Origin of the sequence: Aquirufa nivalisilvae, assembly GCF_004307455.1 — a bacterium.
GTDB lineage: Bacteria > Bacteroidota > Bacteroidia > Cytophagales > Spirosomataceae > Aquirufa > Aquirufa nivalisilvae.
In genome coordinates this window covers 106,446-133,098 of sequence record NZ_SEWX01000001.1, presented here as the reverse complement: position 1 = coordinate 133,098, position 26,653 = coordinate 106,446, and the positions used below count along the sequence as shown (strand labels likewise).

Sequence of the window (26,653 nt, the reverse complement as noted above, 5' to 3'; positions counted from 1 at the left end):
ATTAGATTAATATGCCAATGGCTTGATATTTTTCAAATACTTGTGCTGTGTGTGGGGCATCTTTTAATTCATCACTTAAATCTTGGCCAGCCCAATGCTCATAATGTTTGCCATTTTTCCAAAGTCGGGAATGGCTCATATCATAGATTTTTCCTTGATATGCCACCCAGATCTCAGGACGATCTTGACCGTTCCTTAAAGCCAATTGAGCTTTTGTGTAATTTGGAAGTATGGAGTCCAATGTGATTATAATTAGCACGAAACTAAATAAAAAGCATGAAAAGCCGTTTTATAAGCAAAGATTTTTAATTTTACTTGATATTTAATATTACAGGATTTATGAAAAATACTTTACGCGTATTTATTTCCGTCTTATGTTTGGCCTTAGTAACATCATGTAGTAAGAGTGATCCTGCACCAACACCAACTCCTACACCTTTAGTTTCCGATCTTATCAAGAAAGTTTGGTCTGCTTCTAATATTCAATGGGATGGGAATGTACAATATGATAAAGCGGCAACCTCTAATTTAGTAGCTGGTTACGCACAATTTAAATTGGATTTAACGAGTTCATCTTCTGTCTCCTTGACGGAATATGATGGTAATAAATTTACAGGGACCTATAGTTTGTCATCAGATAATAAAACACTGACATTATCTAGCCTAAAAACAAGTGATGGTACAGAACCTACAGGTACAGGAGGAACGTTAGCATTTACTATTTCAGGAGTACCTACGGCCAGTAGCTTGGTGATAGAGTCTACCACGGCATATGTAAAAGCAAGTAATAAAAAGATTAGGTTGAGTTTAGTCAATCCTTAATCACAAATTAATCATGAGGCCGCCTCATCGGGCGGCTTTTCTATTGTATGGAGAAAAGAACAGAAATCGGATCTTTAGGAGAGTTTGGTCTTATTCAACGATTGTCAGAAGGGTTTGAGTCGCATCAACCTTGGACAATTTTGGGCATTGGTGACGATGCCGCAGGTCTAGAAGCAAATGGCTTTAAAGTCGTTTCTACAACTGAATTATTAATTGAAGGAGTCCATTTTGATTTGTCATATACTCCTTTAAAACATTTAGGCTTTAAAGTTGTCAGCATTGCCCTTTCTGATATTGCGGCTATGAATGCCATTCCTGCCCAACTTTCAGTGGGTTTAGGATTAAGTAACCGGTTTTCTGTTGAGGCAGTGGAAGAATTATATGAAGGCATCAAGCTGGCATGTGAAGAATATAAAATGGATCTTGTCGGTGGAGATACAACCTCTTCTCCGCAAGGTTTGATTATTTCAGTTAATGCTCTAGGCCTGGTGGCAGAAGATCAGTTAGTGAAGCGAAGTGGGGCAAAACCCAATGATGTTATTTGTGTTACAGGGGATTTAGGTGGAGCTTTGATGGGTTTACAATCGCTGGAAAGAGAAAAGCAAGTGTATTTGGCAAACCCAGATATGCAACCAGAACTGAATGAAAAGAACTACGTAGTCATGCGACAACTCAAGCCGATGGCTCGTTTTGATATCATTCATGATTTAAAGGAGTTAGGCGTGATACCTAGTTCTATGATAGATTGTTCAGATGGTTTAGCCTCAGAAATAATTCATTTATGCAATGCATCAGGAACGGGGGCGCGAATATTTGAAAAAAATATTCCAATTGATGATGAAACGTATTTAGTTGCTACTGAATTTAGCTTAAGTCCATTAACTGCAGCCTTGAACGGCGGCGAAGATTATGAATTAGTATTTACTATTTCCCAATCAGATTTTGATAAAGTAAGTAAAATTACAGATGTAACGGCCATTGGATATATGACTGATTTGCCCAATGAACGAGTGTTGGTCATGAAATCGGAGCAGGTAGTTGCTTTGACAGCCCCTGGATTTGGACCTCAATAATATGTCAGTAGCTATCATGCAGCCTTATTTTTTTCCGTATTTGGGCTATTTCCAATTGGTTCAAGCGGTGGATGATTTTGTCTTTTATGATGATGTCATGTTCATTAAAAAGGGTTGGATAAATCGGAATCAAATTTTATTGCAGCAAAAAGCCTTTTTATTTACTATTCCATTAGAAAAACAAAGTCAAAACAAGAGTATCAGAGAGTCCACGATTGCATGGGGCCCAGAGTTTCCCAATAAATGGTTGCAGCAATTGCAGTCGTCTTATAAAAAAGCTCCCCAGTTTATACCAGTGATGGACTTGATTGAATCTGTATTACAAGATAAGCCTACTAGTATTGCTGATTTAGCTGCAACCAGTGTCATAAAGACATGGCAATATGTAGGATTAGAGAAAAGATTTCATTTTAGTTCTCAATTGGGCGTTTCTAAAGATTTAGAGCGTGCTGAAAGACTTATGGAGATTACGGGACATTTGGGAAGTAATCAGTATATAAATGCTAAGAATGGCCAAGAATTATATCAAAAAGAATATTTTGCCGAACAAGGTTTTCAATTAAACTTTTTAAATCAATCCTTGCCTGCGTATTTTCAAGGAGGTCAAAATGACTTTGTCCCAGGATTATCCATGATAGACGTACTTATGTGGAATTCGAAAGAGGATATAAAAAATATGCTATCTACTTATTCTTTGATTTAATAAGTTAAATTCCGTTAGATAAATTTACTTATAATTTGTTTGTAGAATTAGTAACTTTACTTGAATTCTTTTCTAATGAGAATGTCGAAAGTAATTGGGTTCTATGTCACAATCTTTGTTCCTTAGCAAATATTCTAATACCTTCTTATCAAGGTGGTTAGTGTTTGCTTTTGATTTAGGAATTGTCATTTTTTCCTTCTCGGTTGCGACTTTGCTTCGCATGAATTTCCGTTTGATCGATATTGATTTTAATGCTTTTAAGTACCATTTCTTATTCCTTTTTATCTTTCGGGTACTTTCGTTTTTGTACTTTCAATCTTACACAGGGATAATACGTCATACCAGTATAGAGGATGCCGGTATTATTTTGAAAGCGGTGTTTACTGGAACATTTTTGGCGACTATGCTATCAGTAGTTGTTAGATATTATTTCGGTTTAGATACACTTTTTTACGTCCCATTATCCATCTTGTTGATCGATTTTTTTATCTGTTTATTCTTAATGGTGTCATTAAGGTTTTGGGTAAAATCATTTTATGAGTCCTTTATTCGTGAGTTTAGACCTTCTGTGGGCATATTAATTTACGGAGCAGGGTATACAGGGATGCTGACAAAGAATGTGATTCAAAATGATCGCAGTATTAATTATTCCATTTTGGGCTTTATTGATGATAATGAATCAAAAATAGGCAAGACCATCGAAGGAATTCGAGTTTATAGCTTACCTGAAGCCATGGACAAGTTTGTAGATAAGACAGATGGACTAGAGGTCATTATGGCCATTAATAAAATTTCACTTAAGGTTAAAAAAAGAATTAGCGATGTCTTTTTGGATCGAGGAGTAGTTGTGAAAATCTTGCCGCCAGTAGAGAAATGGGTAGGTGGAGAATTTGCAGTGAATCAGATTCATAATGTTAAAATTGAAGACTTACTTGGCCGAGATGTTATTCAAATGAATAACAAGCAGGTGGGGGAACAGTTGTTTAGTAAAACCATTTTGGTGACGGGGGCTGCGGGATCTATTGGAAGTGAAATAGTTCGACAGCTCGTTGCTTATTTGCCAGCATCTATCATATTAGTTGATCAAGCAGAATCTGGATTGTTTGACCTAGAATTTGAATTGTCCTCGAGTATTCCTATCAATACGAAATTGTCGGTATATGTGGCTGATGTCACGGATCAAAAACGTATGTCGCGAATAATTTCAGCGCATAAGCCTAACTTTATTTTTCATGCAGCTGCATATAAGCATGTGCCATTGATGGAAAGTAATCCCTATGAAGCTGTCCGAATCAACGTGTTGGGAACCAAGATTTTATCAGAACTTGCTGCTGAAAATCATGTGGAACGTTTTGTGATGGTTTCCACAGATAAAGCGGTGAATCCAACGAATGTGATGGGAGCCACCAAGCGTTTAGCTGAAATGTATACCCAATCAATGAATAATTTAGAAGGGGTTTCTACTAAGTTTATAGCAACTCGATTTGGGAATGTATTGGGCTCAAGTGGTTCGGTGATACCTTTGTTCAAAAAACAAATCGAAAGAGGTGGCCCAGTGACTGTTACTCATCCGGATATTACACGGTATTTCATGACAATTCCAGAAGCTTGTGAGCTCGTTTTAGAGGCTGCTACTATGGGTAATGGAGGTGAAGTGTTTGTTTTTGATATGGGAGAGTCTGTGAAAATCATTGATCTTGCCAAGAAGATGATAACCTTGAGTGGATTACGGGTCGACCGTGATATTGAAATTAAGTATACCGGTTTACGTCCAGGAGAGAAACTATATGAAGAGCTGTTGAATAATAATGAGAATACATTACCAACGCATCATCCTAAGATTTTAATTGCCAAAGTGAATACACCAAGTTATTCCTACATGGAAATCCAATCCCATGAATTGGAACATATTTTGGATCATGGTACAAGTAATCAGCTTGTTGCAAAAATCAAGGATATTATTCCAGAGTATAAATCAAATAACTCTATTTTTGAGCAATTGGATAAAGCTGCAATCCGTTCCAAAGGTTAAATCTTTAACCACCTTTTTACCAGATATATTGATCCAATCGTAACTATAGGAGCAGCTAAGACATCCATGGTATAATGTACGTGCTGAACTAGCAACAGTACCATCAATAGCAACGTTAATCCATAAGCCCATTTTTTATCACGCTGATTCGGAAGAAAAAAGCATACAAAAATCATGGTGGCAGTATGGCCCGAAAAGAATAAATCTTTGGTAATAGCCAAGTTCTCCCCATAAATAAATATTTCTGCTAGAGGATCATGCAAATCAACTAAATTGATGGGAGGATTTAGTGGTATCAGGTAAATGCAGGTGAGCCGAATGACGGTTTCTAGATTGAAGGCCCAAGCAAACCATAAAAAGGTTTTGGGTGTACGAAACAATTGTAATAGCAGATAAACAACACTGCAATATATAATGCCAAAAATAGGGTAAGAGACGTTGAATGCAGGAATATTAGCCAAAATTACATCTTGAATTAACATCCCCTCACGCAGTTGAATCCACTGAAAATAGTCATCTGCTTTCCATGGAAAAATCATGAAAACTAGCAGTGCTCCAATGAATTTCCAGCGAAAAGCATTTTCTTCCCAAGCCATTGACCAGTTTACTCGAACAGATTGAATATAACTTTTCATGCTTATCTTTGGTTCTATCTATAATTTAAGTCCGCAAAACTACGTTAAAAATTAAAATAATGGAGAAATTGATGAAAAATGCCTGGGTAATTCTCGGAATAGTAATAAGCTTTTCTCATTTTTCATGTGGAAACGCTACAAAAGATAAAATAAATACAAAAATGGCTAAGACAGAAGTAAGCAATGCACAATTAGAAACGATTACCTTTGGTGCGGGTTGTTTTTGGTGTGTGGAAGCAGTATATCAAAGGGTTAAAGGTGTACATAAGGTGGTATCTGGATATATGGGAGGGAAAATGAAAAACCCGAGCTACCGAGATGTTTGTACAGGCTTAACAGGACATGCCGAAGTATGTCAGCTGACCTATGATCCCAAAGTTGTGTCTTTTGAGACTTTATTAGAAATATTTTGGCAAACGCATGACCCCACTACTTTGAATCGCCAAGGTGCCGATGTAGGAACTCAGTATCGTTCAGCTATTTTTTATCATACTCAGGAACAGAAAGCAGCAGCAGACCAGTGGAAACAAAATTTGAACGCCAAGAAAGTGTTTCCCAATCCTATAGTAACTGAAATTACTGCAGAAAGTACTTTTTACCCGGCTGAGGATTATCACCAAGATTATTTTAATCTAAATGGAGAAGAGCCTTATTGTAAAATAGTGATTAAGCCTAAAATGGATAAATTCCTTAAAGCATTTAAGGATAAAATAAATTAGAAACCTCCTTTATCGTAAAAGCTTCTTCTTCTTGAGATTTTCAGCTCTTGAAGCAAACTTGATTTAACGCGTAAATCAAAGGAGTAGTTGCTGGCTCTACCGTAGAATGGGCTGGCAATAGGCGTCCAATTGAAATTTAGTTCCCAGCAATGTAAGTCACGATGTACCGAAATATTGGTATAAGTAAGTCCGCTGTATTTAAAATCGTAACCCGAACTAAAAGAAAACTTCCATTTCTCACTTAAGCTCACATCTCCCTGAAAGGTTAAACCACTAATATTTTGGGAAGGAGCTAAACCAGCTCGGTTCATGCTAAATTGATAACTGAAAGAAAAGGACCATGGGATATTCCAGTCCACATAATCATCCCTATTTCTGTTAATCTGCTTTAATTGAGCCTCCGTAGCATTTTTACTTACTTTTTCTGCTTGGCCTTTGGCAGGAGCAAATCGCTTCCCAATGGATAAATTAAAGGATTGTAAACGAGCAAATCCTTCACCTTTGGCGACCATTAAATCGGGAGTTCTTCTGCCTACAACGGCAAAAGATTGATCAGGGACGTATAAATAAGGATCTAAATTTCCTCCAATATTAATATCAAATTGTTTGATTCTAGAATTGGCATTAAATGATAAATTGGACAAATTGTATTCCTTGGCTAATAAATTATAGCTTCCATTTATTCCAAAGTTATCTAGGATATTGATCTTTTCGGACTCTTTGGTTGCTGTATCGGATTTAGTTTTCAGTTTTGCTTCCAAAGTATTTTGAATTCCAAAGCTGATGCTTCCAGAAGCTCCTCCATAACTAAGTTGACGAGGATCAAAGGAGCTAATTCTTCGAATATCTCCTACTTGTTCTTCTCCTTTATTGTTGATGAATTTCCTGTTATTTATACGAACATCCTGGTAGTAACCGTAAGTAGGATCAGAATAATCAGGAGTATAACTCAAACTAATGCTTGGTGCCATCGTGTGGCGGATAGCTTGAAGTCGACCTTTCGTAAAGCGCATGGTTCCATAAACGCGTGTGTTCATGCTGGCAGAAAAGGAAATCTGTGAACTGAATTTAGGCAAACCTCCTACGGTATCGATTCTTACGGTAGAATCTGATGGCATGTAGGTGTATTTGTAGGAACGGGTATACATATTACCTGACCAAGAAATTCCTGGAGTTAGGTTAATGTAAGGGTTAATTTTAATGTTGGGTAGGGATAATGGAATACTATAATTGAATTTAGTTTGCGCTTTTTCCAATAACATAGGAAGCGTACTGCCATTTAAAGGAATTACCCCCGGAGGTAAATCATCTGCATTTTTGGGAATAAATGGTTTTTGAATAATTCCTCGCTGACTATTAGATTCACGAGGATACACATCAAATTCATAACGAGTGTACAAATCAGACACTTGGTTAGTTAAACTAACCGTTCCAGAAAAGTCCATTCCAATTCTAAACTGGTCGATGAAGCGATCTGCAATCGCATTCTTTTTCTTAAATGGTTGGAATTGATTTAAACCTAGGTTGAAATCTGTCCCTGCATCAAAAATACGTGTTGTCGTATTCTGATTGATACGTAGGCTGATTCCACTTCTGAAATTTTGACCAATGGCTTTGGTATATTGAACAGAGGAACCGATGGTATTAGAAAGGTATTGCTGTGTATTAAATGTATTGAATTGATTGTAGGAGTTCGAAGCGATATTGACTGAGGCAGAGAAACTAGAATTACCTAAGCTTCTTGGGCTATGAGACCACTGTAAGGCAAAATCTGTACGAGTGGATGGACTGAATTCAGAACCTGAATTATTGCGATTTAGAGCCAAATTAAATGAGCCAGTATATCGATAACGCTTGTTGTATTGAGAATTAGCACCTAAACCCCAGCCACCTTTGGAGTAAATCTGTCCAGTAAATCGTATGCCTATGTTTTCACTTGCGGCCCAATAATAGCCACCATCTCGGAGATAAAACCCTCTACCAGAAGGCTCTTCGCCATAGGTTGGTATTAGAATACCCGATTTTCCAGCTTCTTTTGGCTGCGAATAAGGGAAAAATCCAAAGGGTAAACCTATGGGGAGTGGAATATCATTCAGTTCAAAGTGAAATGGACCGGAAATGATTTCTTTTTTACCAACAACTTTAATTTTGCTAGCACGAATATTAAAATGGGGATGACTCAAATTACACGTAGTATAAATGGCATTTCGGATGTATAGATTTTCTTCTTCATCTTTTTTGACATTTTTTCCTTGAACAAAACCCTCACCTTGTTGGGTGACTATACCCTTAATGATGGCTCTTTTTGATTTGAAATTATAGCGAATTTCATCGGAGTCATATTTGTCACTTCCTTGGGTAAATACGGGAAGGCCCACCATTTTTTTGCTGGTAGTATCAAAAGTCCCCTTGGCATAAACTTCGTTTTTTGCCCAATCTAAACGAATGTATTCTGCTTCTAAACTAATATTACCGTATTTTACTTTGGCACCTCCATATAAATTAACAATTTGTTGATCTGCATCTAAGACCGTGGAATCTACCGCTGAATAGAATACGGTAGTTTGTAAATCCTGACTTTTACTAGCTGTATCTTTTGGAATGCTTTTTTGTATGGTATCGGCGCGGACTATTCTTTGAGCATGGACATTTGGAAGGCCTATGCAGGTTAAAAGTAAAATAACAAAAAGAGAATAGATGCAATTCTTTATCAAATCAGCGTTAGTTCAACGTTCAGCATGTGTATATCATCAAGGGATTGGTGATAAATTCGCATGTTAATGAACGAAGGATGGAATTTAAAAATTATATTTGTCTTTGTATAAGCATACAAAATTACATCATTGCGACTTACCTACGTCTAATTCATTAAAATAATGTTTACAGTTCTTAGAGCTTTTGTTGGTTTTGCTTTAACATGCCTGTTAATTGCTGCCATTCCAAGTTTCCCTGAGCCTACTCGTGCTGCTAAGCGTAACTTGGTTAAAACGATATGTCTTGATGCTGGGCATGGGGGAAAAGACCCCGGTTGCTTGGGATCCAAGGGAGCACAAGAGGGGAAAGTAACCTTGAAAATTATTTTAGAGGTAGGAAAACGCCTAAAAAGTGAATTCCCAGATCTGAAGGTCGTTTATACCCGAGATACCGATGATTTTGTTGAATTGAACGAACGAGCCAATATCGCCAATAGAAGTCGTTCGGATTTATTTATTTCTGTTCATTGCAATGCTGCACCTAATAAAGCAGCATATGGTACAGAAACATATACCATGGGACTACATAAAACGGACGGTAATTTGAACGTAGCCAAGCGAGAAAACTCCGTTATTTTACAAGAGAAAGATTATCAAACCACCTATAATGGATTTGATCCAAGCTCACCTTTGGCGCATATTATGATGGCGAATTATCAAAGTGCCTTTATGGCATCTTCGGTAAAATTTGCTTCTAAGGTGGAAGAACAATTTGCAAAAGTGTATAATAGAAAGAGCTTTGGCGTGAAGCAAGCTGGTTTTTTGGTCATTTGGAGAACGGCCATGCCCAGTGTTTTGATTGAAAGTGGATTTTTAACTAACCCAGATGAAGAGGGTTATTTGAATTCGGAAAAGGGACAATCAGAAGTAGCGGATGCTATAGTTGGTGCATTTAAAAAGTATAAGGAAGAAATCGAAAAATAGATTCTGAGATGTTTCAAAGTAATGAATTAAAAGTTGGGTTTTTGGCCTTAATCGCCTTTCTAATCCTCTATTTTGGCTTTAATTTTTTGAAGGGGAATGATGTGTTTTCTTCTTCAAGAATCTATTATGTTGAATACGACAATGTAGATGGTTTGATGGTCTCGAATCAGGTTATGGTCAATGGTATTGAAGTTGGGAAAGTAAAATCAGTCTCATTACAGCCAGAAAAAGGGAATAAAATATTAGTAACACTCCGCGTAGCTAAAGATTTAATTATACCAGATAAAACGGAAGCTATTTTAATGGATGGAGCCCTCTTAGGAGGTAAAATTATTCGGTTGGAATTTGGTGGAAAGGGAGCTTTGCCTGAAGAATCCTTTATACCAGGGACTTTAGAAAAAGGGGTTACTTCCCTTTTGAAAGAAAGAGCCATTCCTGTGATTGAAAATGCGGATTCACTTTTGATTTCGTTTCGACAAATCAGTAAAAAGTTTGAGCATACGGGCACTTATTTAAATGAGTTGATTAAAAGTTCCAATAGTACAGTGAACGGCATCAATGGTTCGGTGAATGGGATGGTAGAGGAAAACAGGAATAATATTGCGCAAATTTCAGCGAATATGAAGACTTTATCTCAAAGCTTGATTGAAACGGAGAAGCAATTGAAACCCATTCTAGTCAAATTCAATACGGTGGCAGATTCTTTACAAGCTTTACAAGTAGGAAGAACATTGCATGAGGCTAATTTGGCCGTGGCATCTATCCAGCGCATTGTTTCTGGCTTGGAAAAAGGTCAAGGTACTGCAGGTAAATTCTTGAAGAATGATAGTTTATACGTCGGCTTAAATAAGACTTTGTTGGATTTAGATAAATTATTGATCGATTTTCGCTTGAAACCGAAGCGTTACGTGAATATTTCAGTATTTGGGAAGAAAGATACTCCTCCTAGCAATTAATAAAATATGGCAACAATTCAAGCGCGTATTTCAGCCTCTGCTGAATTGACGGATATACTATTGGCCGAATTAGGTGAAATAGGCTTTGATATATTTGAAGATACAGAGGAAGGCTTTTTTGCCTATTGTCCTGAAGCTTTATTTCAAGAGGAAGCATTTCAAGAAATTATTACACGTTATCAATCCATCGGTCCCATAGAAGTAGAAATGGGGCGAATAGAAAAGCAGAACTGGAATCATGTTTGGGAAAGTAATTATGACCCAATTCGTATTTCCAATTTATTGTTTATCCGTGCTAGCTTTCATGAATCTGAGCCAGGTTATCAGATGGAATTAGTGATTAATCCGAAAATGTCATTTGGAACAGGTCATCATGAAACAACCAGTTTAATGGTTGAAGCTTTGTTTACATTGGATATAGATGGAAAATCCGTTTTGGACGCAGGTACAGGTACTGGAATTTTGGCTTTTGTGGCCAGAAAATTAGGAGGAAATCCTGTGAATGGGTTTGACGTAGATGAATGGTCTGTTGAAAATTCCATTGAAAATGCCGCATTGAATTATTTGAATGACATTCGCTTTGATTTAGGAACCATACGAGACCAATCTTCGGATGAATATGATGTGTTATTAGCCAATATTAATCGCAATATATTGTTGGATGAAATGGCTGAATACGCACTTCGGATTAAGCCAGGCGGACATTTATTGCTTAGTGGTTTTTACCAAGAAGATGTTCCCTTACTGTTGCAAGAAGCTTCCGATGCGGGTCTTACCTTTATTTCTGAAAAAGAGAAGAATCGTTGGACCTGTTTGCACTTGAGAAAGCTTTAATTTTGCAGTTTTCTAATATTAGCCTATATTTTTTCGGTATTTCGTTTAAAAACCTTATTTTTGAAGGTTTTACTCTAAGAACTCGTGCATTCGAGTGCTTTACTAGTACATGAAGATCTCACCCAGTAAGCCTTTTCAGGTAATGTATTCCTTGTTATCCCATGAATGCCTCGGCTATTTGTTCGAAGTCTTTGTGGTACAGTTAAATGAAAAATCTCAATTAACCTGGGAATATCAGACTTTAACTACCCGTAATTTTCATGAATTTGCCCATGGCTTAGATGAGCGCGACGAGCAAGCTGTCAAGTTAATTGAAGGGATGAAGCCTGCAGCCATTTTTGAAAAATTCAATACTTCCAAGCGTAAAACAATGGAAGAGTTTTATTTAAAAACATTTGATGCTGAAAAGGGCGAAAAGGAAATTCAGGAAGCGGTTTTGAGTGTGGTAGAAAAAAAGCGGGGTCAGGTTTTTGAGCTGATTTGTCCAGATAAGACTTTATTCATCATGGGAAATGATGGAAACCCAATGCGCCAGCATGTTCAGATTCAACCTGAACCTGTGGAAGTATTGTTCCATTTTATGCGAAATGAAGAGAATACACATTATTTCCCTACCTTAAAATATGCTGGCAATAAATTAGAATTTCAATATAAAGACGCCATGGTACTGTGTGATGAGCCAGCATGGATGTTATTGAATCAAAAATTATATCACTTTAAGCCAGCGCTGGAAGGGAAAAAATTACGACCTTTTTTAAATAAGAAGTTTGTCGTGATTCCTAAAAACATGGAGGAAGATTACTTCCGCAAGTTTGTGAAGGCGATGGTAGCCAGATATCCAGTACATGCCAAAGGCTTTGAAATATTTAATACGGAAAAGAATTGCCAGTATTTACTGTCTTATGGTCCTATCGTAAATAAAGTAGAAGAAGAGAAAGTACCTAGTAAAAAATCAGCCGCCTTAGAAGCTGCTGACCGATGGAATTTTGTGTTGTCATTTCAATATGGGAATAATCGCTTCCCATGGGATGGATTAGGCTCTGAAGCGAATGTCTTGTTTGAGAAAAAAGGAGACAGTTATGCATTCCAAAAAATCATGCGTTCCTTGTCTAAGGAAAAAAGAGCTTATCAACAATTAAAAGCCTTGGGTTTGCAGATTGAGGTTGATGGTAAAGCTGTACTTTCAAGAGGGGAGGCCGTTCAATGGTTAACGTTGAATAAGGCTGCTTTGGATCAAGCTGGTTTTAGTGTTCAGTTTAAAGGTGATGGTCAAGCTCCAAGGTATTTCTTAGGTAAGCCAGAAATTAAGATTCGAATTGGAGAGAAGTTGGATTGGTTTGATATTCAGGCAATTATTTCATTTGGGGAATTCCAAATACCTTTCTTGAAGATTCGTCAATTAATCTTACAGAAAAAGAAGGAGTTTCATTTGCCTGATGGTTCCATTGCTATTATTCCAGATAATTGGTTTCACGATTACCAAGATCTATTTTATTTTTCAGAGACAAGACCAGGTGAAGATGGGGTTTATTTAAAGCGTCAGCATTTTCAATTGGTTCAAGAATGGGAAAATCAGGATTTGGTCAAAACAGCGCTGCGCAGTAAGACTATGCATGATTTGGCCTTAGAGACCAAAGAATTCCCTGTTCCCAAACAATTTAAAGGAACCTTGCGGCCATATCAAATGGAAGGCTACCGCTGGATGCGGACACGCCAATCAGCAGGCCTAGGGGCTTGCCTAGCAGACGATATGGGTCTAGGAAAGACCGTTCAGACCCTGTGCTTGTTGCAGAGCTTAAAAGAGCAAGGAGAGACCTTACCTAGTTTATTGGTGATGCCAACATCCTTGTTATATAACTGGGAGATGGAGGCTAAGAAATTTACACCTCAATTAAGGGTCTTAGTTTACAGTGGCCCTCAAAGGGAAAAGTTGCAAGCCCAATTAGGTAAAGTGGATTTGATTCTTTGCTCATTTGGTATGGTTCGCTCTGACATCGATTGGTTCGAAAAACAAGCTTTCAGTTATGTGATTTTGGATGAATCTCAAGCCATTAAAAATCCTTTGGCTAATATCACTAAAGCCGTACAAAAACTGTCGGCTAAATACCGCTTGGTCATGACAGGTACACCGTTGGAAAATTCAACGATGGACTTGTGGTCGCAAATGAATTTTGTCAATCCAGGCTTACTTGGCTCACAGCGTTATTTCAAAGATTTGTTTCAAGTGCCTATTGAAAAGAAAGCAGATTCGGATAAAAAGAAGCGTTTGTATTTCTTAATAAAGCCTTACTTATTGCGCAGAGAAAAACGTCAAGTTGCAGCGGATTTACCAGCTAAAATGGAATCCGTGACTTATTGTGTGATGTCGGAAGAGCAAGAGAGGCTATATGATAAAACAAAATCCTTTTACCGCGATGTTTTGTTGAAGCAAATCAAAGATGAGGGTTTGCAAAAATCTAGATTCTCTGTTTTACAAGGTTTAACTAAGTTACGTCAATTAGCTAACCACCCATCTTTATGCGAAGAAGGTTATGAAGGCGAATCGGGTAAGATGGAAGCGGTGTTAGAAAAGTTGGAGACGGTCCTAGAGCAACATCATAAAGTATTGATTTTTAGTCAGTTTGTTCAGCATTTAGCTTTGATTAAAAAAGCACTGGATGAAAGAAATATTGCCTATGCCTATTTGGACGGAAGCACTTCTGATAGAAAAGGGCAGGTGGAAAGTTTCCAAAAAGCAGATGGTCAGTCGGTATTTTTGATTTCCTTGAAAGCGGGTGGGGTAGGTTTAAATTTGACGGCGGCAGATTATGTGTTTTTATTAGACCCTTGGTGGAATCCAGCGGCGGAGGCGCAGGCGATCGACCGGGCACATCGTATTGGACAAGTAAAGACCGTATTTACTTATAAGTTCATATCTAAGCAGACGGTGGAGGAAAAGATTCTAGCTCTTCAACAAAGAAAATTGGACTTAGCCAATGATTTGGTAACTTCTGATGAAAGTATATTGAGAAATCTAAGCGAAGACGAAGTCTTGGATTTATTGAGTTAAAAAATCTGGCTAGCCTTACATTAAACGATTTTAATCAAAATATTTTTGGCGACTTCATGACTAATGAATACTGGTTCTGAGTCATTGATGGACACGGAAATAGATCGATCAAAGGGATTAATTTCTTTTACCATGAGCTTGGCTCCCAAGCTTAAATGCAGTCGAGTGAGCAGTTGTAGGAATACAGCAGAATCTTTAGCTACTCCCATTAATACACAAGCTTTGTTTTCCTTTAAATCGGACAGATGCATGTAGCTCAGCTCAGGGAGTATCCCCTCTTTATTTGGAATAGGGTCACCGTGTGGGTCAGTTTTAGGAAAATCTAAGAACTCATCTAATTTATTGATCAGAGCTTCGGATTCAATATGTTCTAACTGCTCCGCAATTTCGTGGACTTCATCCCAGTTGAAACCCATTTTATCTACTAAAAAAACTTCCCATAAACGGTGTTTTCTAACTACCGATAAGGCAATTTTTTCACCTTCATCTGTCAGGCGTACGCCTTGATATTTTTGATAATTCACCCAGCCTTTTTCTGCTAATTTTCTTAGCATATCGGTTACTGAGGCGGCTTTGGTTTGGGTTAATTCAGCGACAGCATTGGTGGAAATATCTTCTAAAGTCGATTCCGATAAACGATAAATAATCTTTAAATAATTTTCCTCCGCAAATGATGTTGCCATTTTTCTTTAGTTAAGCTTTATAAAAGTAAGCAAAATGAGACAGAAAATAAATTTTTAGTCTTGACTAAAAAATATTTTTGTTTAATCGTAATTCTTGTCTATATTTGTTTGCAATAAAACCATTATTTCATGTCAAATGCTTGGCGATCAGAAGGTAAGACTCGTTCTTTAAGCGAGGTATATGGAAGTATTCCTATTCATTCAGGACCTGGCTTCTGGAAAAATTTACGTGCATTTATTGGTCCTGGTTTTATGGTGGCCGTGGGGTATATGGATCCAGGTAACTGGGCTACTGATTTAGCTGGAGGTTCCCAATTCGGATATACATTATTGTCTGTTATCTTTATTTCCAGTCTTTTTGCTATTGTTTTACAGCATTTAGCTTTAAAACTGGGTGTATCTACTGGTCGGGATTTAGCTCAGGCCTGTGGAGAAGCTTTTTCAAAACCGGTAGCCATCTTTCTTTGGATACTTTGTGAATTAGCCATTGTGGCTTGTGATTTGGCTGAGGTAATTGGATCGGCACTCGCGTTGAATTTACTTTTTGACATTCCAATTCTGTATGGTATTTTGATTACTATATTGGATGTGTTCTTAATTTTATACTTCCAGCACCGTGGTTTCAGGGTGCTGGAATCAATTGTGATGTCGCTATTGGCAGTGATTTCACTGTGTTTTGGATATGAACTTTTGCTTTCTCAGCCAGATATTGGTAGTGTGGTGAAAGGCCTTGTCCCTCAAGCTTCTATTTTTCAAGATTCTAGCCAATTGTATGTTGCTATTGGTATATTGGGGGCCACAGTAATGCCCCATAATCTGTATTTACACTCAAGTATTGTTCAAACGCGAGCTTATGCTCATACCGAAGCGGATAAAACCAAAGCCGTTAAATTTGCGACAATTGATTCTACGCTTTCTTTAGGATTAGCCTTTTTCATCAATGCCGGGATTTTGATTTTGGCAGCGTCAGCATTTCACATCAATGGAATGCCGCATGTAGCGGATATTCGTGATGCATATCAATTGCTGGATCCCGTTTTAGGAAGTAAATGGGCCTCAGCTCTGTTTGCTATTGCTTTACTTGCATCAGGTCAAAATGCCACATTAACGGGGACATTAGCTGGTCAAATAGTGATGGAGGGTTTTATTGATTTAAAATTGGCTCCTTGGTTACGCCGATTGATCACTCGAATGTTAGCCATTTTGCCTGCCTTTTTTATCACCTGGATATGGGGAGATAGTAAAGTGGGTGAATTATTGGTATTTTCTCAGGTGATACTTTCCATGCAATTAAGTTTTGCTGTCATACCCTTAGTTTGGTTTACCAGTGATAAGGCTAAGATGGGGAAGTTCGTAAATCCTGTTTGGTTAACTACCCTTTCTTGGTTAATTAGTGCGGTAATTTTAGGCTTGAATGCTTATTTATTATTGCAAATATTTGGTCTAGCTTAACTCTGCCTGATACCATACATTGTCTTCACCTACCTGTTGATGCTGTTTCCATTTCAAGCCATATTCTGGCTCAGGAATGCCTTTTCCTAAGGTAATATCTTTTTCTTGTTTCCAAACTTCGTCGACTAAGCCACTCTGAAGAAAAGCCGATAAGGTTTTAGTTCCTCCTTCTACTAAGATTGAAATAATCCCTTTTTTATAAGCAAATTTTAAAATATCCTTAATTTGGTAATGTTCACCTAGAGCTATCCAATGACATGAACCTTGCTCTGCTTCTACTTGCTTCGTGAATATCCAAGTCGGCTGCCCATCTTGTAGTACATGACTGTTTTTGGGAATACGATTATGGGAGTCAAGCACCAACCGAATAGGATTGTTTCCTGGCCACAATCGAACATTTAATTGAGGATTATCCTGAATGATGGTATTGACACCGACCAATATCCCTTGGTGTTGGGTACGCATTTGATGTACTAAAGTCTGGCTTTGGGGATTGGAAAAAGTATATGGTTCCCCATTTTCTTGAGCAATGAACCTATCCAAAGATGCGGCCCATTTTAAGGTGATATAGGGGCGTTTCTTCGTGTGAAAAGTAAAAAAATGGCGGTTGATTTTTGCACCTTTACTTTCTAATACTCCCTGGATGACTTGAATTCCTGCAGCTTTTAATTTCTCAATACCTTGCCCCGCTACGAGTGGGTTAGGATCTAAATTACAAATGATGACTTCTTTAACTTTTGATTTTATCAGTAAATCAGCACATGGAGGGGTTTTTCCCGTATGAGAACAAGGTTCTAAACTTACATAAACTCTAGAATCTACGCTATCTTCTGGATTGGCTAATGAATGAATGGCCATGACTTCAGCATGAGCTTGGCCATAGGCTTGATGCCATCCTTCACCGATGATTTGGTCATTTTTAACAATAACACAACCAACTAAGGGATTAGGAGCAACATGCCCTGACCCCAACAGGGATAAATCCAGGGCACGTTGCATCCAAATCTCTTGTTTATTCATGGCCTACTAAAGAAGGGCTTTCTTCTTTTTCCCCTTGGTGTTTTAGGTTACTCGACATGTAGCTATAAATTGCTGGGATAATGTACAAGGTTAATGTAGTAGAAAATAACATACCACCAACCACGGCAATACCCATAGAAACACGACTTTGAGAACCAGACCCTAAGGCAAGCGCAATAGGTAAAATACCTAAAATAGTACAAAGCGATGTCATTAAAATTGGACGGAAACGTGCTGTAGCTGCTTCTTGAACGGCCAACATTTTGTTAGAGCCAGCTTCTTTTCGCTGATTGGCAAATTCCACAATCAAAATACCATTTTTCGTTACCAATCCGATGAGGACAATGATACCAATTTGGGAGAAAATATTTAACGTTTGACTGAAATCCCACAAAGTTAATAAGGCCCCAGCTACAGCAAGTGGCACTGTAAACAAGATAATTAAAGGGTCTACAAAGCTTTCAAACTGAGCAGAAAGGATTAAGTAAATCAATAGAATGGCTAATGCAAAGGCAAATAATAAAGATGAACTTGATTCTTTAAATTCCTTACTTTGACCATCATAAGCTGTAGAGAAAGATACATCTAGGGTCTCTTTAGCAATTTTGTCCATCTCATTCAAGGCTTCACCTAAGGTTACACCTTTTGCCATTTGGGCTTGTACTGTAGCTGCCACATAACGGTTATAGCGGAAAAGCTGTGGAGGAGTACTCTGTTCCGTAATTTTAACCAAATTGTCTAATTGAATTAAATCACCCCGGTTATTTTTAACATAAAGAGACTTTAAATCACTAACGTCATTACGCATCGGTCGATCAATTTGACCAATGACTTGATATTGTTTTCCATCCATGATGAAATAACCAAATCGACGACCCGATAGTCCAAGTTGGAGCGTTTGTGCAATATCTTGAATTGCAATTCCTAAATTTTGTGCCTTGGCACGATCAATTTCGATACGTAGCTCGGGTTTAGTAAATTTCAAATTGACGTCGGATGCCTCGAATTTCGGATTATCACGCACTTTCGCTAAGAACTGAGGCATGATTTTTTTCAAACTCTCAAAATTGGGAGCTTGAACCACAAAGGCAATTGGCATACCGCCACCACCTCGCTGTCCAGTCGATAAGGTTGGCTCTTGAATTAAGTTAGAGCGAGCTCCTGTAAATTTCTTGATTTTAGGAGAAAGTTCATCCGCAATTTCTTGTTGAGTCCTTCTCTTTTCTGGATCACCTAATAATATACGGAAACTACCCGTGTTAGCTGCTCCATTTCCAAAAGGAGGAGAAGTGATGGCATAAATGGCATAGCGTTCTTTGGCAGGTATTGCCTCCATTAAGAACTTCGCCATTTTGTCGGTGTAGTTCAACATATAATCAAAAGTAGCTCCTTCGGGTGCGGTAGAACTAATACGTAAGGCACCGCGGTCTTCTAATGGGGCTAATTCGGAAGGTATAGCATCATATTTGAATAAGGTATAGATGATACCGATCAAAGACACCATGACAACCCAGGCCATCCAACGAATTTTCAAGAAAGATTCCAATGAACCTTGATATGCTGATGTTAACCAAACAAAGAATGGCTCAGTAACTCGGTAAAACCAAGGTTTATGGTGTCCGCCTTTCAATAATTTGGAACTCAACATGGGAGTTAAGGTCAAGGAAACAAAAGCTGAAATGATAACAGAACCAGCTACCACTATACCAAATTCACGGAACAAGCGTCCAGTAATACCTTGTAAGAAAATTACAGGAAGGAATACCGCTGCTAAGGTGATTGTGGTGGAGATTACAGCAAAATAAATCTCTTTAGATCCTTCTAAGGCTGCTTTCCACGGTGTCATACCATCTTCAATTTTGGAATAGATATTTTCCAAAACCACAATGGCATCATCCACTACCAGACCGATGGACAATACGATACCTAATAATGTTAATACATTGACCGAGAAGCCGACCAGGTACATAAAGAAAAATACACCAATTAAGCTGACTGGAATGGCAGTTAATGGAATTAGCGTAGATCTCCAGTCGCGTAAGAATAAGAAGATGATAATTGTTACCAATAAAATGGCTGTCAAGATGGTTTCTTCTACTTCTACTAATGATTTGCGTACGTATTTCGTATTGTCAAAACCTTCTTTTAATTCAACGTCTGCTGGCAAAGTTTGACGAATTTGAGGTAATTTTCTATTGATAGCATCAACGATTTCAATTTGATTAGAACCTGGTTGAGGAATAACCGCAATAGAAATCATGGGTGTCATATCACGCTTAAAGAAAGTCTTGTCGTTTTCAGGGGACAATTCTGCAAAGCCTACATCCGAAAATTTCACGGAACGGCCATCTTGTTCTTTGATAATCAAGTTGTTGAAGTCATCCACAGTGGTCATTCTACCTTGTGTACGTACGGTTAACTCCGTATTAGCACCTTCAATACTTCCTGAAGGCAATTCGATGTTTTGTTTGCTTAAAGCCGATACGATATCAGGAGCAGTTAATCGGAATGAAGCTAAGCGCTCTGGGTCAATATGCATACGCATGGCATATTTTTTCTCTCCCCACATTTGTACTGAACTAACTCCAGGAATGGTTTGGAACTTTTCCTTCACATTTCTAGTAGCTAATTCATTCAATTCCAATAGACCTCTGGTTTTAGAGAAGATATTGATATTATAGATTGGATTGGCATCTGCATCGGCTTTTGCAACAACAGGAGGATCCACATCTTTAGGCAATAAAGCCATAGCTCTAGACACACGGTCACGAACGTCATTTGCCGCATCTTCAATATTTACAGCTAAATCAAATTCAACGGTGATATTGGAGCGCCCATCTCTACTGGAACTAGCTAAGGTTCTTACACCAGCAATACCATTGATGGATTCTTCCAATGGTTCCGTAATTTGAGATTCAATAATGTCTGCATTGGCTCCCGTGTAGGAAGTCTGTACAGTTACGACAGGAGGGTCAACGGAAGGGAATTCACGAACACCCAAATAAGTATATCCAATAATACCAAACACGATAATCGTGATGGACATTACAATGGATAATACCGGTCGTTTAATGCTGGTTTCTGATAGAGAGGCCATAATTTATATTATTTATGATTTGGTATTTCTGGTAAGATGTGATTAACCTCAACGCTTTGCTGGAGCTTAGTCCATACTTCATCGAAGCTTAATTTTTTTGCTGGGCCATTTTCGTGGTAAACCAGACAGGCAATATTACTTAATTGATATGCTCCGGAATAAGACATATACTTTTTAAAGTCGGCAAATTCACCTAGCATAATTAAAGCAGGAATTTGGAAAGCATTAGCACAATGTGTTGGACCTGAATCGATTCCAATAAAAAACTGAGCGGATTTTATTAGGAATAAACTATCCTCAACACTGGTCTTGCCTACCAATGATAAGAAATTCGGATGTTGAAAATCTAATCCTTGGCTAGTACCTATTTCTACTATATTGATATCCCATTCTCGAATAGCTGCTTGTAGTAGTTTTATCCAATTTTCGTCAGTCCATTCGCGACAAGGATCATTGGAGATCCGATGGATAAGCCAATAATTTCCTTCAAAAGGAAGGCTAAACTTTTTGTTAGGTAAATAAAGTGTTGGCTGCCCAGTCAATAATCCTAAGCCAGCTAATTGAGAAAAATTCTCCAATAAATTATGCTGGGAATAGTAATTGTGAATATTGATATTCAGTTCTGTCGCCGTTTCATTGACTAAAGGAATATGGAAATATGGATCTTTCCGTAATTCATTTAAGTGCAAGTTGAAAAATTGCTGAAATGGATTCCACTTTGTTAAGAAGAAACTAAAAAGCATATTTTCTTCCGTAACTAAGCGGTAAATACCTGGATGATTTTCTAAAAGTGGTCTAAAATGACCTTGAATGATCCACACAATTTTAGCTTGTGGATATTTCTCTAATAATGCAGGAATGATAGGCTCTGAGGCGACAATATCACCAAGATGTTGAGCTAACAATACCCCCACCACTGGTCTAGATGGATGTGAAATTCGTTGGAAAATAACCCAAGTACAGAGCTTTATATAGGCAATTAAACCTGCAAATAAATAACCTAATTTGCGGAATTTAAATTGCCAAAGAGCTGTACTTAGGTAAATGCTGGGCATCTTTATCTTATTGAACGACTTCTTTAATATCTACTTCTCCGTCTGGTTTAACTTGAATGATACCATTGGTAATCAATGTGTCACCGATGGATAATCCAGATAAAATCTCCACGTTTTTCTCCCCACGTGTTCCTAATTCTACTTTGGTAGAAACAGCCTTGCCATTCTTCACAACAAATACTTTACTTCCTTTGGATTCAGGAATGACAGCTTCTGTAGGAACCAAAATGGCAGATCCCTTCGTTTTCAAAATTAGGTTAACTTTTGCGAATGCACCTGGAACTAATACCCCTCCTGGGTTTGGAGACAAAGCTCTAATCTGAAGTGTACGAGTTAAAGGGTCAATTTTGGGATCAATGGCATATACTTTACCAGCATATGTTTTTGTCTCATTTTCTGTCACAAACTCAATCGTATTGCCTTTGCGAATTTGAGAAGCATATTTAGCCGGAATAGAAAATTCTATTTTAGCTGGATTAGTATTTGTCAATGTAGCAATTTTCGTAGTAGGCGAAATATAACTACCCATACTTACGTAACGAAAACCAACGGTTCCTGAAAAAGGAGCGCGAATGGTTGTTTTTAAAATTTGAGCTTTTAAATCCTCGATATCCGCAGAAATGGTATTAACAGAGTTTACTGCAATATCATATTCTCTTTGAGAAATGGCTTCTTTTTGAAGTAATACCTTTTGACGAGCTTCATTATCTTCCGCTAATTTTTTGTTATAGCCTAGCTTTCTTAATCTCGCCTGTAAATCATCGTCATTGATATGTAATAGAATTGTTCCTTTCTGGACTACATCTCCTTCTTTGATATTTAATTGGATAATTCTTCCGGCTATTTCAGATCGGATTTCAACTTCTTCATTGGGTAAAATACTACCAGTAGAATTGATCATGTCATCTAGTCGAGTTGATTTTACCACCATCACTACGACAGTAGTTTTACCACCTTTGCCCCCTCCAGGACCACCTTTGCCTTTCTCTTTACCTTCTTCTTTCTTTTCGGCGAAAAAAGTCTTTTTTACCTTGGGGTAAAAGGCGATGCCTAATATCAAAACGATTACTAATAGGCTGACGATTGTTTTTGTAATCTTGTTCATAAGGTCAATTCAAACGATGTTAATTATTCAAGTTAGGTAATTTTATTGGTGCATCTACCCCAGTTTATAGGTTTATCTAGTTTTTTCTTGATTTAACCAAGGTAAAATGCTTTCATTTCGTATTTGATTCATCACAAAGTGGCTTTGTGCATTTCCAATATTCTTGATACTCGCCAGTTTATGTAGGATAAAATCTCGATATTCATCCATATCAGCCACAACGATTTTAAGCAAGAAATCACTATGACCAGATACGCAGTAGCATTCTTGTACTTCTGATAAATTCATCACATCTTCTTCAAATTGCTTGAGGTATTCTGCCGCATGTTCTTTCAAGGAGATGTCGCAAAATACGGTCAAAGATTTACCTAATTTATTGGGATTGATGGTGGCTTTATACCCCGTAATAACACCGTCTTTTTCCATGCGTTTAATGCGTTCATGGATAGGAGTAGGGCTCATGCCTAAGCGCTGGGCCATGTCTTTATTGGACATGTACGCGTCTTCATGTAAAAAGGCGAGGATTTGTTTATCAATATCATCAATCTTAGACATAAGCTTAGGGGTTAGGGACTAAGGATGCTCCGACAGAAATTATTCCAGCCAAGGTATCTGTTCGCATGTCATGCGACAAAAGTAAACTGTATTTGCCTTTTTTGGGAAATTTTAATTGCTTAAAAATTAAGAATTTGTGGCTGTAAATATCCCCTAAGCCCTCTCCTTTGGCTTTGCCTGATTTAGGATCATACAAGATGGCTTCTGCCAAAGCTTGCTTGATCAATTTACCATCTGAACTAAGTACTTTGGGGATGAAATAAAAATTATTGAATGGGTAATCATTCGATTGTCGTAAAGCCACATACAGGCTATACGATTTATGGATGTCTTTAATTTCAAAAGAATAAGCAATCTGATTTTTTTGCGACCAGCCTTGCTCTCCCATTTTGCTTGTTTGGTCAAATACCTGATCACCTTGACAAGCTATTAATAAGCTCAAGGAAAAAAATAACAGAAAGAATTTAAGCAGTGGGCGTCTCAGGGCCATTTCTAGGTGGTCTGGGTTTAAATTTCTTTTTGAATTTCTTTTTAAATGGTTTTGGTGTAGCCTCTCCTGCATTTTCTGCGCCTTCTGGACTATTTACCACAGGAGGTTTTACTCGATTATCAGGACGGTCCGTACTGCCTTCGGGCTTGCTTTGTGGTCTATTAGGGTTATTTCCCGGTCCTTTATTTCCTTTTTGGAAATTGCCACGTGCTTTTTGATCACCATTATTTCTTCTTGGATTATCTGAACGTTGACCACTAGGTTTACCCTTGCCGTATTTTTTGTCCATCCTTTCCAAATCTGAATTTAATTCAGATAATTTAGGTTTTTCAACCTCGGGCACATCAGGATTCAGGTTTTCGAAGGAGTCAGGAATGATCCCTTTTTTGTTTAAATCAATAATTTCTTTGACACGGTCACAAGTTACAGGAATCCAAATGGATTCTTCTCCAGCATACCCAAACCACATCATGCGTTTAAAGATGTCCGTTTTTTGTAAAATGGCATCTCCTCGCTTGGTTTTTAATCTGCCTTCAATCGTAGGGATTTCTTTCAATGCGTCCATGTAAGTCTCCAATTCATAATTGAGACAACATTTTAAGCGACCACACTGGCCACTTAATTTGACAGGATTTAAAGATAAATTTTGATACCTAGCCGCCGAAGTAGTGACATTTTTGAAGTCAGTAAGCCAAGTGGAACAACACAATTCTCTTCCACAAACACCAATTCCTCCTAGTCTTCCCGCCTCTTGTCGAAGGGAAATCTGCTTCATTTCCACTCGGATTTTAAATTCAGTAGCCAGCAATTTAATTAACTCTCGGAAATCAACTCGGTCGTCTGAAGAATAATAAAATACTGCTTTTGTACCATCAGAAAGAAACTCTACATCGGAAAGTTTCATGTTCAACTTTAAATCTCCAATGATCTGACGGGTACGATATAAGGTAGGTAAATCTCTTTCTAGTGAAATGCGATGTTTTTCTTCATCTTTATCCGTTGCAATGCGTAAGATATCTTTGAGTTTATCATCGTCTTTAATGCCCTTTTTCAATAATTGTAAGCGCACTAATTCTCCTTGAAGTGAAACAACACCCAGCTGCACACCAGATGAAGAATCGACCATGACGGAGTCTCCTGTATGTAAGGCTAATTGATTAGGATTGCGGAAATATTCTTTTCTCCCTGCTTTGAATTTTACTTCAACCACATGAAAACGCTGAAATTGAGGGATATCCAAGTCGGATAACCAATCAAAAACGTTCATTTTATTACAAGCTCCAGTACCACAACTTCCGTTGCTTTGGCAGCCTGAAACAGCACCTTCTGCTGACGCCTTGGATCCACATGATCCAGTTGAACACGATTTACATGCCATAAGTATATATGTCAATCGGTCTCATTACGACTTGTAGCGTAATACATCGAGACCAATATCTCGTCTAAAGTTTTTACCTTCAAATTGAATGGTTTGAGCAGCCCTTTGAGACTTTTGAATCGCTCTTTCCAAGGTATTTGAAGTGCCTGTTAAGGCCATTACTCGGCCTCCCGAAGTAACAATTTGTCCGTCTTGCTCACGGGTCCCAGCATGGAATACTAGGGCTTCTTCTACTTTCTCAATGCCTGACATGATATCCCCTTTTCGGTAATCTTCAGGATAACCTCCTGCCACAACCATGGTGGTAACGGCATATTGGTTAGAAATCTGTAAACTTTCGTTTTTTAATTCCCCTCGAGCAGCAGCAAGAAGCAAAGATAAGAAATCTGATTCGATTCTTGGCAATACTACTTCTGTTTCAGGATCTCCCATACGGGCATTATATTCAATCACATAAGGCTCTCCCTCATGATTCATTAAGCCTATGAAGATGAAACCTTGGTAGGGGATGTTGTCGGATTTTAATCCTTGAATCGTGGGCTCAATCACCTTTTGCTTGACCAATTCCATAAATCGTTCTGTAGCAAAGGGTACGGGAGAAACGGCTCCCATGCCTCCAGTATTCAATCCTTCATCATTTTCCCCAATACGCTTATAGTCTTTTGCCTCAGGTAAAACCACATAGTTTTCTCCATCAGTTAACACAAAAACAGACAGTTCTATACCTCTCAAAAATTGTTCAATAACCACTTTAGAACTAGCCTCGCCAAATTTGGCATCATAGATCATTTCTTTGAAAGCTTTTTCAGCTTCGGCATGACTTTGTGCAATAATTACGCCTTTTCCAGCTGCCAATCCATCCGCTTTTAATACGATGGGTAAAGATTGTGTTGCCAAATAGGCTAAACCTTCTTCTCCCGTTTCTTTCGTAAATGTTTTGGACGCAGCGGTAGGAACTCCATGTGCATGCATGAAGTTTTTAGAGAAATCTTTACTTCCTTCTAATTGAGCACCTAAAGCACCAGGCCCCACAATTCCTACATGTTGTAAATCTTCCTGAGATTCAATAAAATCCCGCACTCCTTTGACGAGGGGTTCTTCAGGACCTACAATCACTAATTCAATTTGATGGGTTCTAATAGTATCTACAATAGCTGTAAAATCAGCGTATCCAAAGGGTAAATTGATGCCTAATTGGGCTGTTCCAGGATTTCCCGGAGCAATGTATAATTGACTTAATAATGGACTTTGGGATATTTTCCAGGCAAATGCATGTTCTCGTCCTCCGGATCCCAAAAGTAATACATTCATAATATTC

At 38.0% G+C, this 26,653-nt stretch carries 22 protein-coding genes; 10 read left to right on the top strand and 12 right to left on the bottom strand.

Features of this window, described 5'->3' with window-relative positions; translation table 11 throughout:
• Nucleotide 1: 1 nt before the first annotated feature.
• Complete coding sequence (locus tag EWU22_RS00585) at nt 2-259, bottom strand: cytochrome b5 domain-containing protein (RefSeq protein ID WP_226998226.1); 258 nt, start codon at nt 257-259, stop codon at nt 2-4.
• A gap of 80 nt (nt 260-339) precedes the next feature.
• On the opposite strand from EWU22_RS00585, the gene EWU22_RS00580 reads away from it, so the two are divergent.
• The 4 genes from EWU22_RS00580 to EWU22_RS00565 all read left to right on the top strand — a co-directional run bounded on the left by EWU22_RS00580 (nt 340) and on the right by EWU22_RS00565 (nt 4,630).
• Nucleotides 340-822: a hypothetical protein gene (locus EWU22_RS00580; RefSeq protein ID WP_109324372.1), complete on the top strand. Its 483-nt coding sequence runs from the start codon at nt 340-342 to the stop codon at nt 820-822.
• Between the two features lie 47 nt (nt 823-869).
• Nucleotides 870-1,895, top strand: coding sequence for a thiamine-phosphate kinase (gene thiL / locus EWU22_RS00575; protein ID WP_130923986.1), 1,026 nt, complete (start codon nt 870-872; stop codon nt 1,893-1,895).
• A gap of 1 nt (nt 1,896) precedes the next feature.
• Nucleotides 1,897-2,598, top strand: a complete 702-nt coding sequence (locus EWU22_RS00570) for a WbqC family protein (protein ID WP_130923985.1) — start codon at nt 1,897-1,899, stop codon at nt 2,596-2,598.
• A gap of 103 nt (nt 2,599-2,701) precedes the next feature.
• Complete coding sequence (locus tag EWU22_RS00565; RefSeq protein ID WP_130923984.1) at nt 2,702-4,630, top strand: polysaccharide biosynthesis protein; 1,929 nt, start codon at nt 2,702-2,704, stop codon at nt 4,628-4,630.
• Here the strand turns inward: EWU22_RS00565 and EWU22_RS00560 are convergent.
• Nucleotides 4,627-5,265 carry a phosphatase PAP2-related protein gene (locus EWU22_RS00560; protein WP_130923983.1) on the bottom strand — a complete coding sequence of 213 codons (639 nt, stop codon included), beginning with the start codon at nt 5,263-5,265 and terminating at the stop codon, nt 4,627-4,629. The genes EWU22_RS00565 and EWU22_RS00560 overlap by 4 nt on opposite strands.
• A 161-nt stretch (nt 5,266-5,426) precedes the next feature.
• On the opposite strand from EWU22_RS00560, the gene msrA reads away from it, so the two are divergent.
• Nucleotides 5,427-5,984, top strand: a complete 558-nt coding sequence (gene msrA / locus EWU22_RS00555) for a peptide-methionine (S)-S-oxide reductase MsrA (protein ID WP_226998224.1) — start codon at nt 5,427-5,429, stop codon at nt 5,982-5,984.
• On the opposite strand, the gene EWU22_RS00550 is transcribed toward msrA, so the two are convergent.
• Complete coding sequence (locus EWU22_RS00550) at nt 5,981-8,698, bottom strand: putative LPS assembly protein LptD (protein WP_130923982.1); 2,718 nt, start codon at nt 8,696-8,698, stop codon at nt 5,981-5,983. The two genes, msrA and EWU22_RS00550, sit on opposite strands and share 4 nt — an antisense overlap.
• Nucleotides 8,699-8,860: 162 nt before the next feature.
• Between EWU22_RS00550 and EWU22_RS00545 the strand changes: the two genes are divergently transcribed.
• The 4 genes from EWU22_RS00545 (at nt 8,861) to EWU22_RS00530 (ending at nt 14,500) form a co-directional block, all read left to right on the top strand.
• Nucleotides 8,861-9,661 carry an N-acetylmuramoyl-L-alanine amidase family protein gene (locus tag EWU22_RS00545; protein ID WP_109324361.1) on the top strand — a complete coding sequence of 267 codons (801 nt, stop codon included), beginning with the start codon at nt 8,861-8,863 and terminating at the stop codon, nt 9,659-9,661.
• An 8-nt stretch (nt 9,662-9,669) separates the two neighbouring features.
• The gene (locus tag EWU22_RS00540; RefSeq protein ID WP_109324360.1) at nt 9,670-10,617 is read left to right on the top strand and encodes an MlaD family protein; all 948 of its coding nucleotides are present in this window, start codon (nt 9,670-9,672) and stop codon (nt 10,615-10,617) included.
• Nucleotides 10,618-10,623: 6 nt separating this feature from the next.
• Nucleotides 10,624-11,451 (top strand): 50S ribosomal protein L11 methyltransferase, encoded by an 828-nt coding sequence (prmA, locus tag EWU22_RS00535; protein ID WP_130923981.1) that lies wholly within the window; start codon nt 10,624-10,626, stop codon nt 11,449-11,451.
• 109 nt (nt 11,452-11,560) lie between these two features.
• Entirely contained in the window at nt 11,561-14,500 is a 2,940-nt protein-coding gene (locus EWU22_RS00530; RefSeq protein WP_130923980.1) for a DEAD/DEAH box helicase, read from the top strand.
• Nucleotides 14,501-14,520: 20 nt separating this feature from the next.
• On the opposite strand, the gene EWU22_RS00525 is transcribed toward EWU22_RS00530, so the two are convergent.
• Complete coding sequence (locus EWU22_RS00525; RefSeq protein WP_109324346.1) at nt 14,521-15,183, bottom strand: metal-dependent transcriptional regulator; 663 nt, start codon at nt 15,181-15,183, stop codon at nt 14,521-14,523.
• A gap of 129 nt (nt 15,184-15,312) precedes the next feature.
• Between EWU22_RS00525 and EWU22_RS00520 the strand changes: the two genes are divergently transcribed.
• Nucleotides 15,313-16,635, top strand: coding sequence for an Nramp family divalent metal transporter (locus EWU22_RS00520; protein ID WP_109324345.1), 1,323 nt, complete (start codon nt 15,313-15,315; stop codon nt 16,633-16,635).
• On the opposite strand, the gene ribD is transcribed toward EWU22_RS00520, so the two are convergent.
• The 8 genes from ribD to purD form a co-directional block, all read right to left on the bottom strand.
• On the bottom strand, nt 16,627-17,655 hold the full coding sequence (ribD, locus tag EWU22_RS00515) for a bifunctional diaminohydroxyphosphoribosylaminopyrimidine deaminase/5-amino-6-(5-phosphoribosylamino)uracil reductase RibD (protein ID WP_130923979.1): 1,029 nt from the start codon (nt 17,653-17,655) through the stop codon (nt 16,627-16,629). The two genes, EWU22_RS00520 and ribD, sit on opposite strands and share 9 nt — an antisense overlap.
• The gene (locus tag EWU22_RS00510; RefSeq protein ID WP_130923978.1) at nt 17,648-20,752 is read right to left on the bottom strand and encodes an efflux RND transporter permease subunit; all 3,105 of its coding nucleotides are present in this window, start codon (nt 20,750-20,752) and stop codon (nt 17,648-17,650) included. The genes ribD and EWU22_RS00510 overlap by 8 nt, the downstream gene beginning before the upstream one ends.
• Nucleotides 20,753-20,760: 8 nt before the next feature.
• Entirely contained in the window at nt 20,761-21,807 is a 1,047-nt protein-coding gene (locus tag EWU22_RS00505) for a glycosyltransferase family 9 protein (protein ID WP_130923977.1), read from the bottom strand.
• Between the two features lie 7 nt (nt 21,808-21,814).
• Nucleotides 21,815-22,912, bottom strand: coding sequence for an efflux RND transporter periplasmic adaptor subunit (locus EWU22_RS00500; RefSeq protein WP_130923976.1), 1,098 nt, complete (start codon nt 22,910-22,912; stop codon nt 21,815-21,817).
• 72 nt (nt 22,913-22,984) lie between these two features.
• Nucleotides 22,985-23,467, bottom strand: a complete 483-nt coding sequence (locus EWU22_RS00495) for an Lrp/AsnC family transcriptional regulator (RefSeq protein WP_109324333.1) — start codon at nt 23,465-23,467, stop codon at nt 22,985-22,987.
• Between the two features lie 4 nt (nt 23,468-23,471).
• Nucleotides 23,472-23,957, bottom strand: coding sequence for a gliding motility lipoprotein GldH (locus tag EWU22_RS00490; protein ID WP_262708111.1), 486 nt, complete (start codon nt 23,955-23,957; stop codon nt 23,472-23,474).
• Nucleotides 23,932-25,335, bottom strand: a complete 1,404-nt coding sequence (gene ricT, locus EWU22_RS00485) for a regulatory iron-sulfur-containing complex subunit RicT (protein WP_130923974.1) — start codon at nt 25,333-25,335, stop codon at nt 23,932-23,934. The genes EWU22_RS00490 and ricT overlap by 26 nt, the downstream gene beginning before the upstream one ends.
• Nucleotides 25,336-25,359: 24 nt before the next feature.
• A complete protein-coding gene (gene purD / locus EWU22_RS00480) occupies nt 25,360-26,646 on the bottom strand; it encodes a phosphoribosylamine--glycine ligase (RefSeq protein WP_130923973.1) in 1,287 nt (428 codons plus the stop codon).
• Nucleotides 26,647-26,653 lie beyond the last annotated feature (7 nt).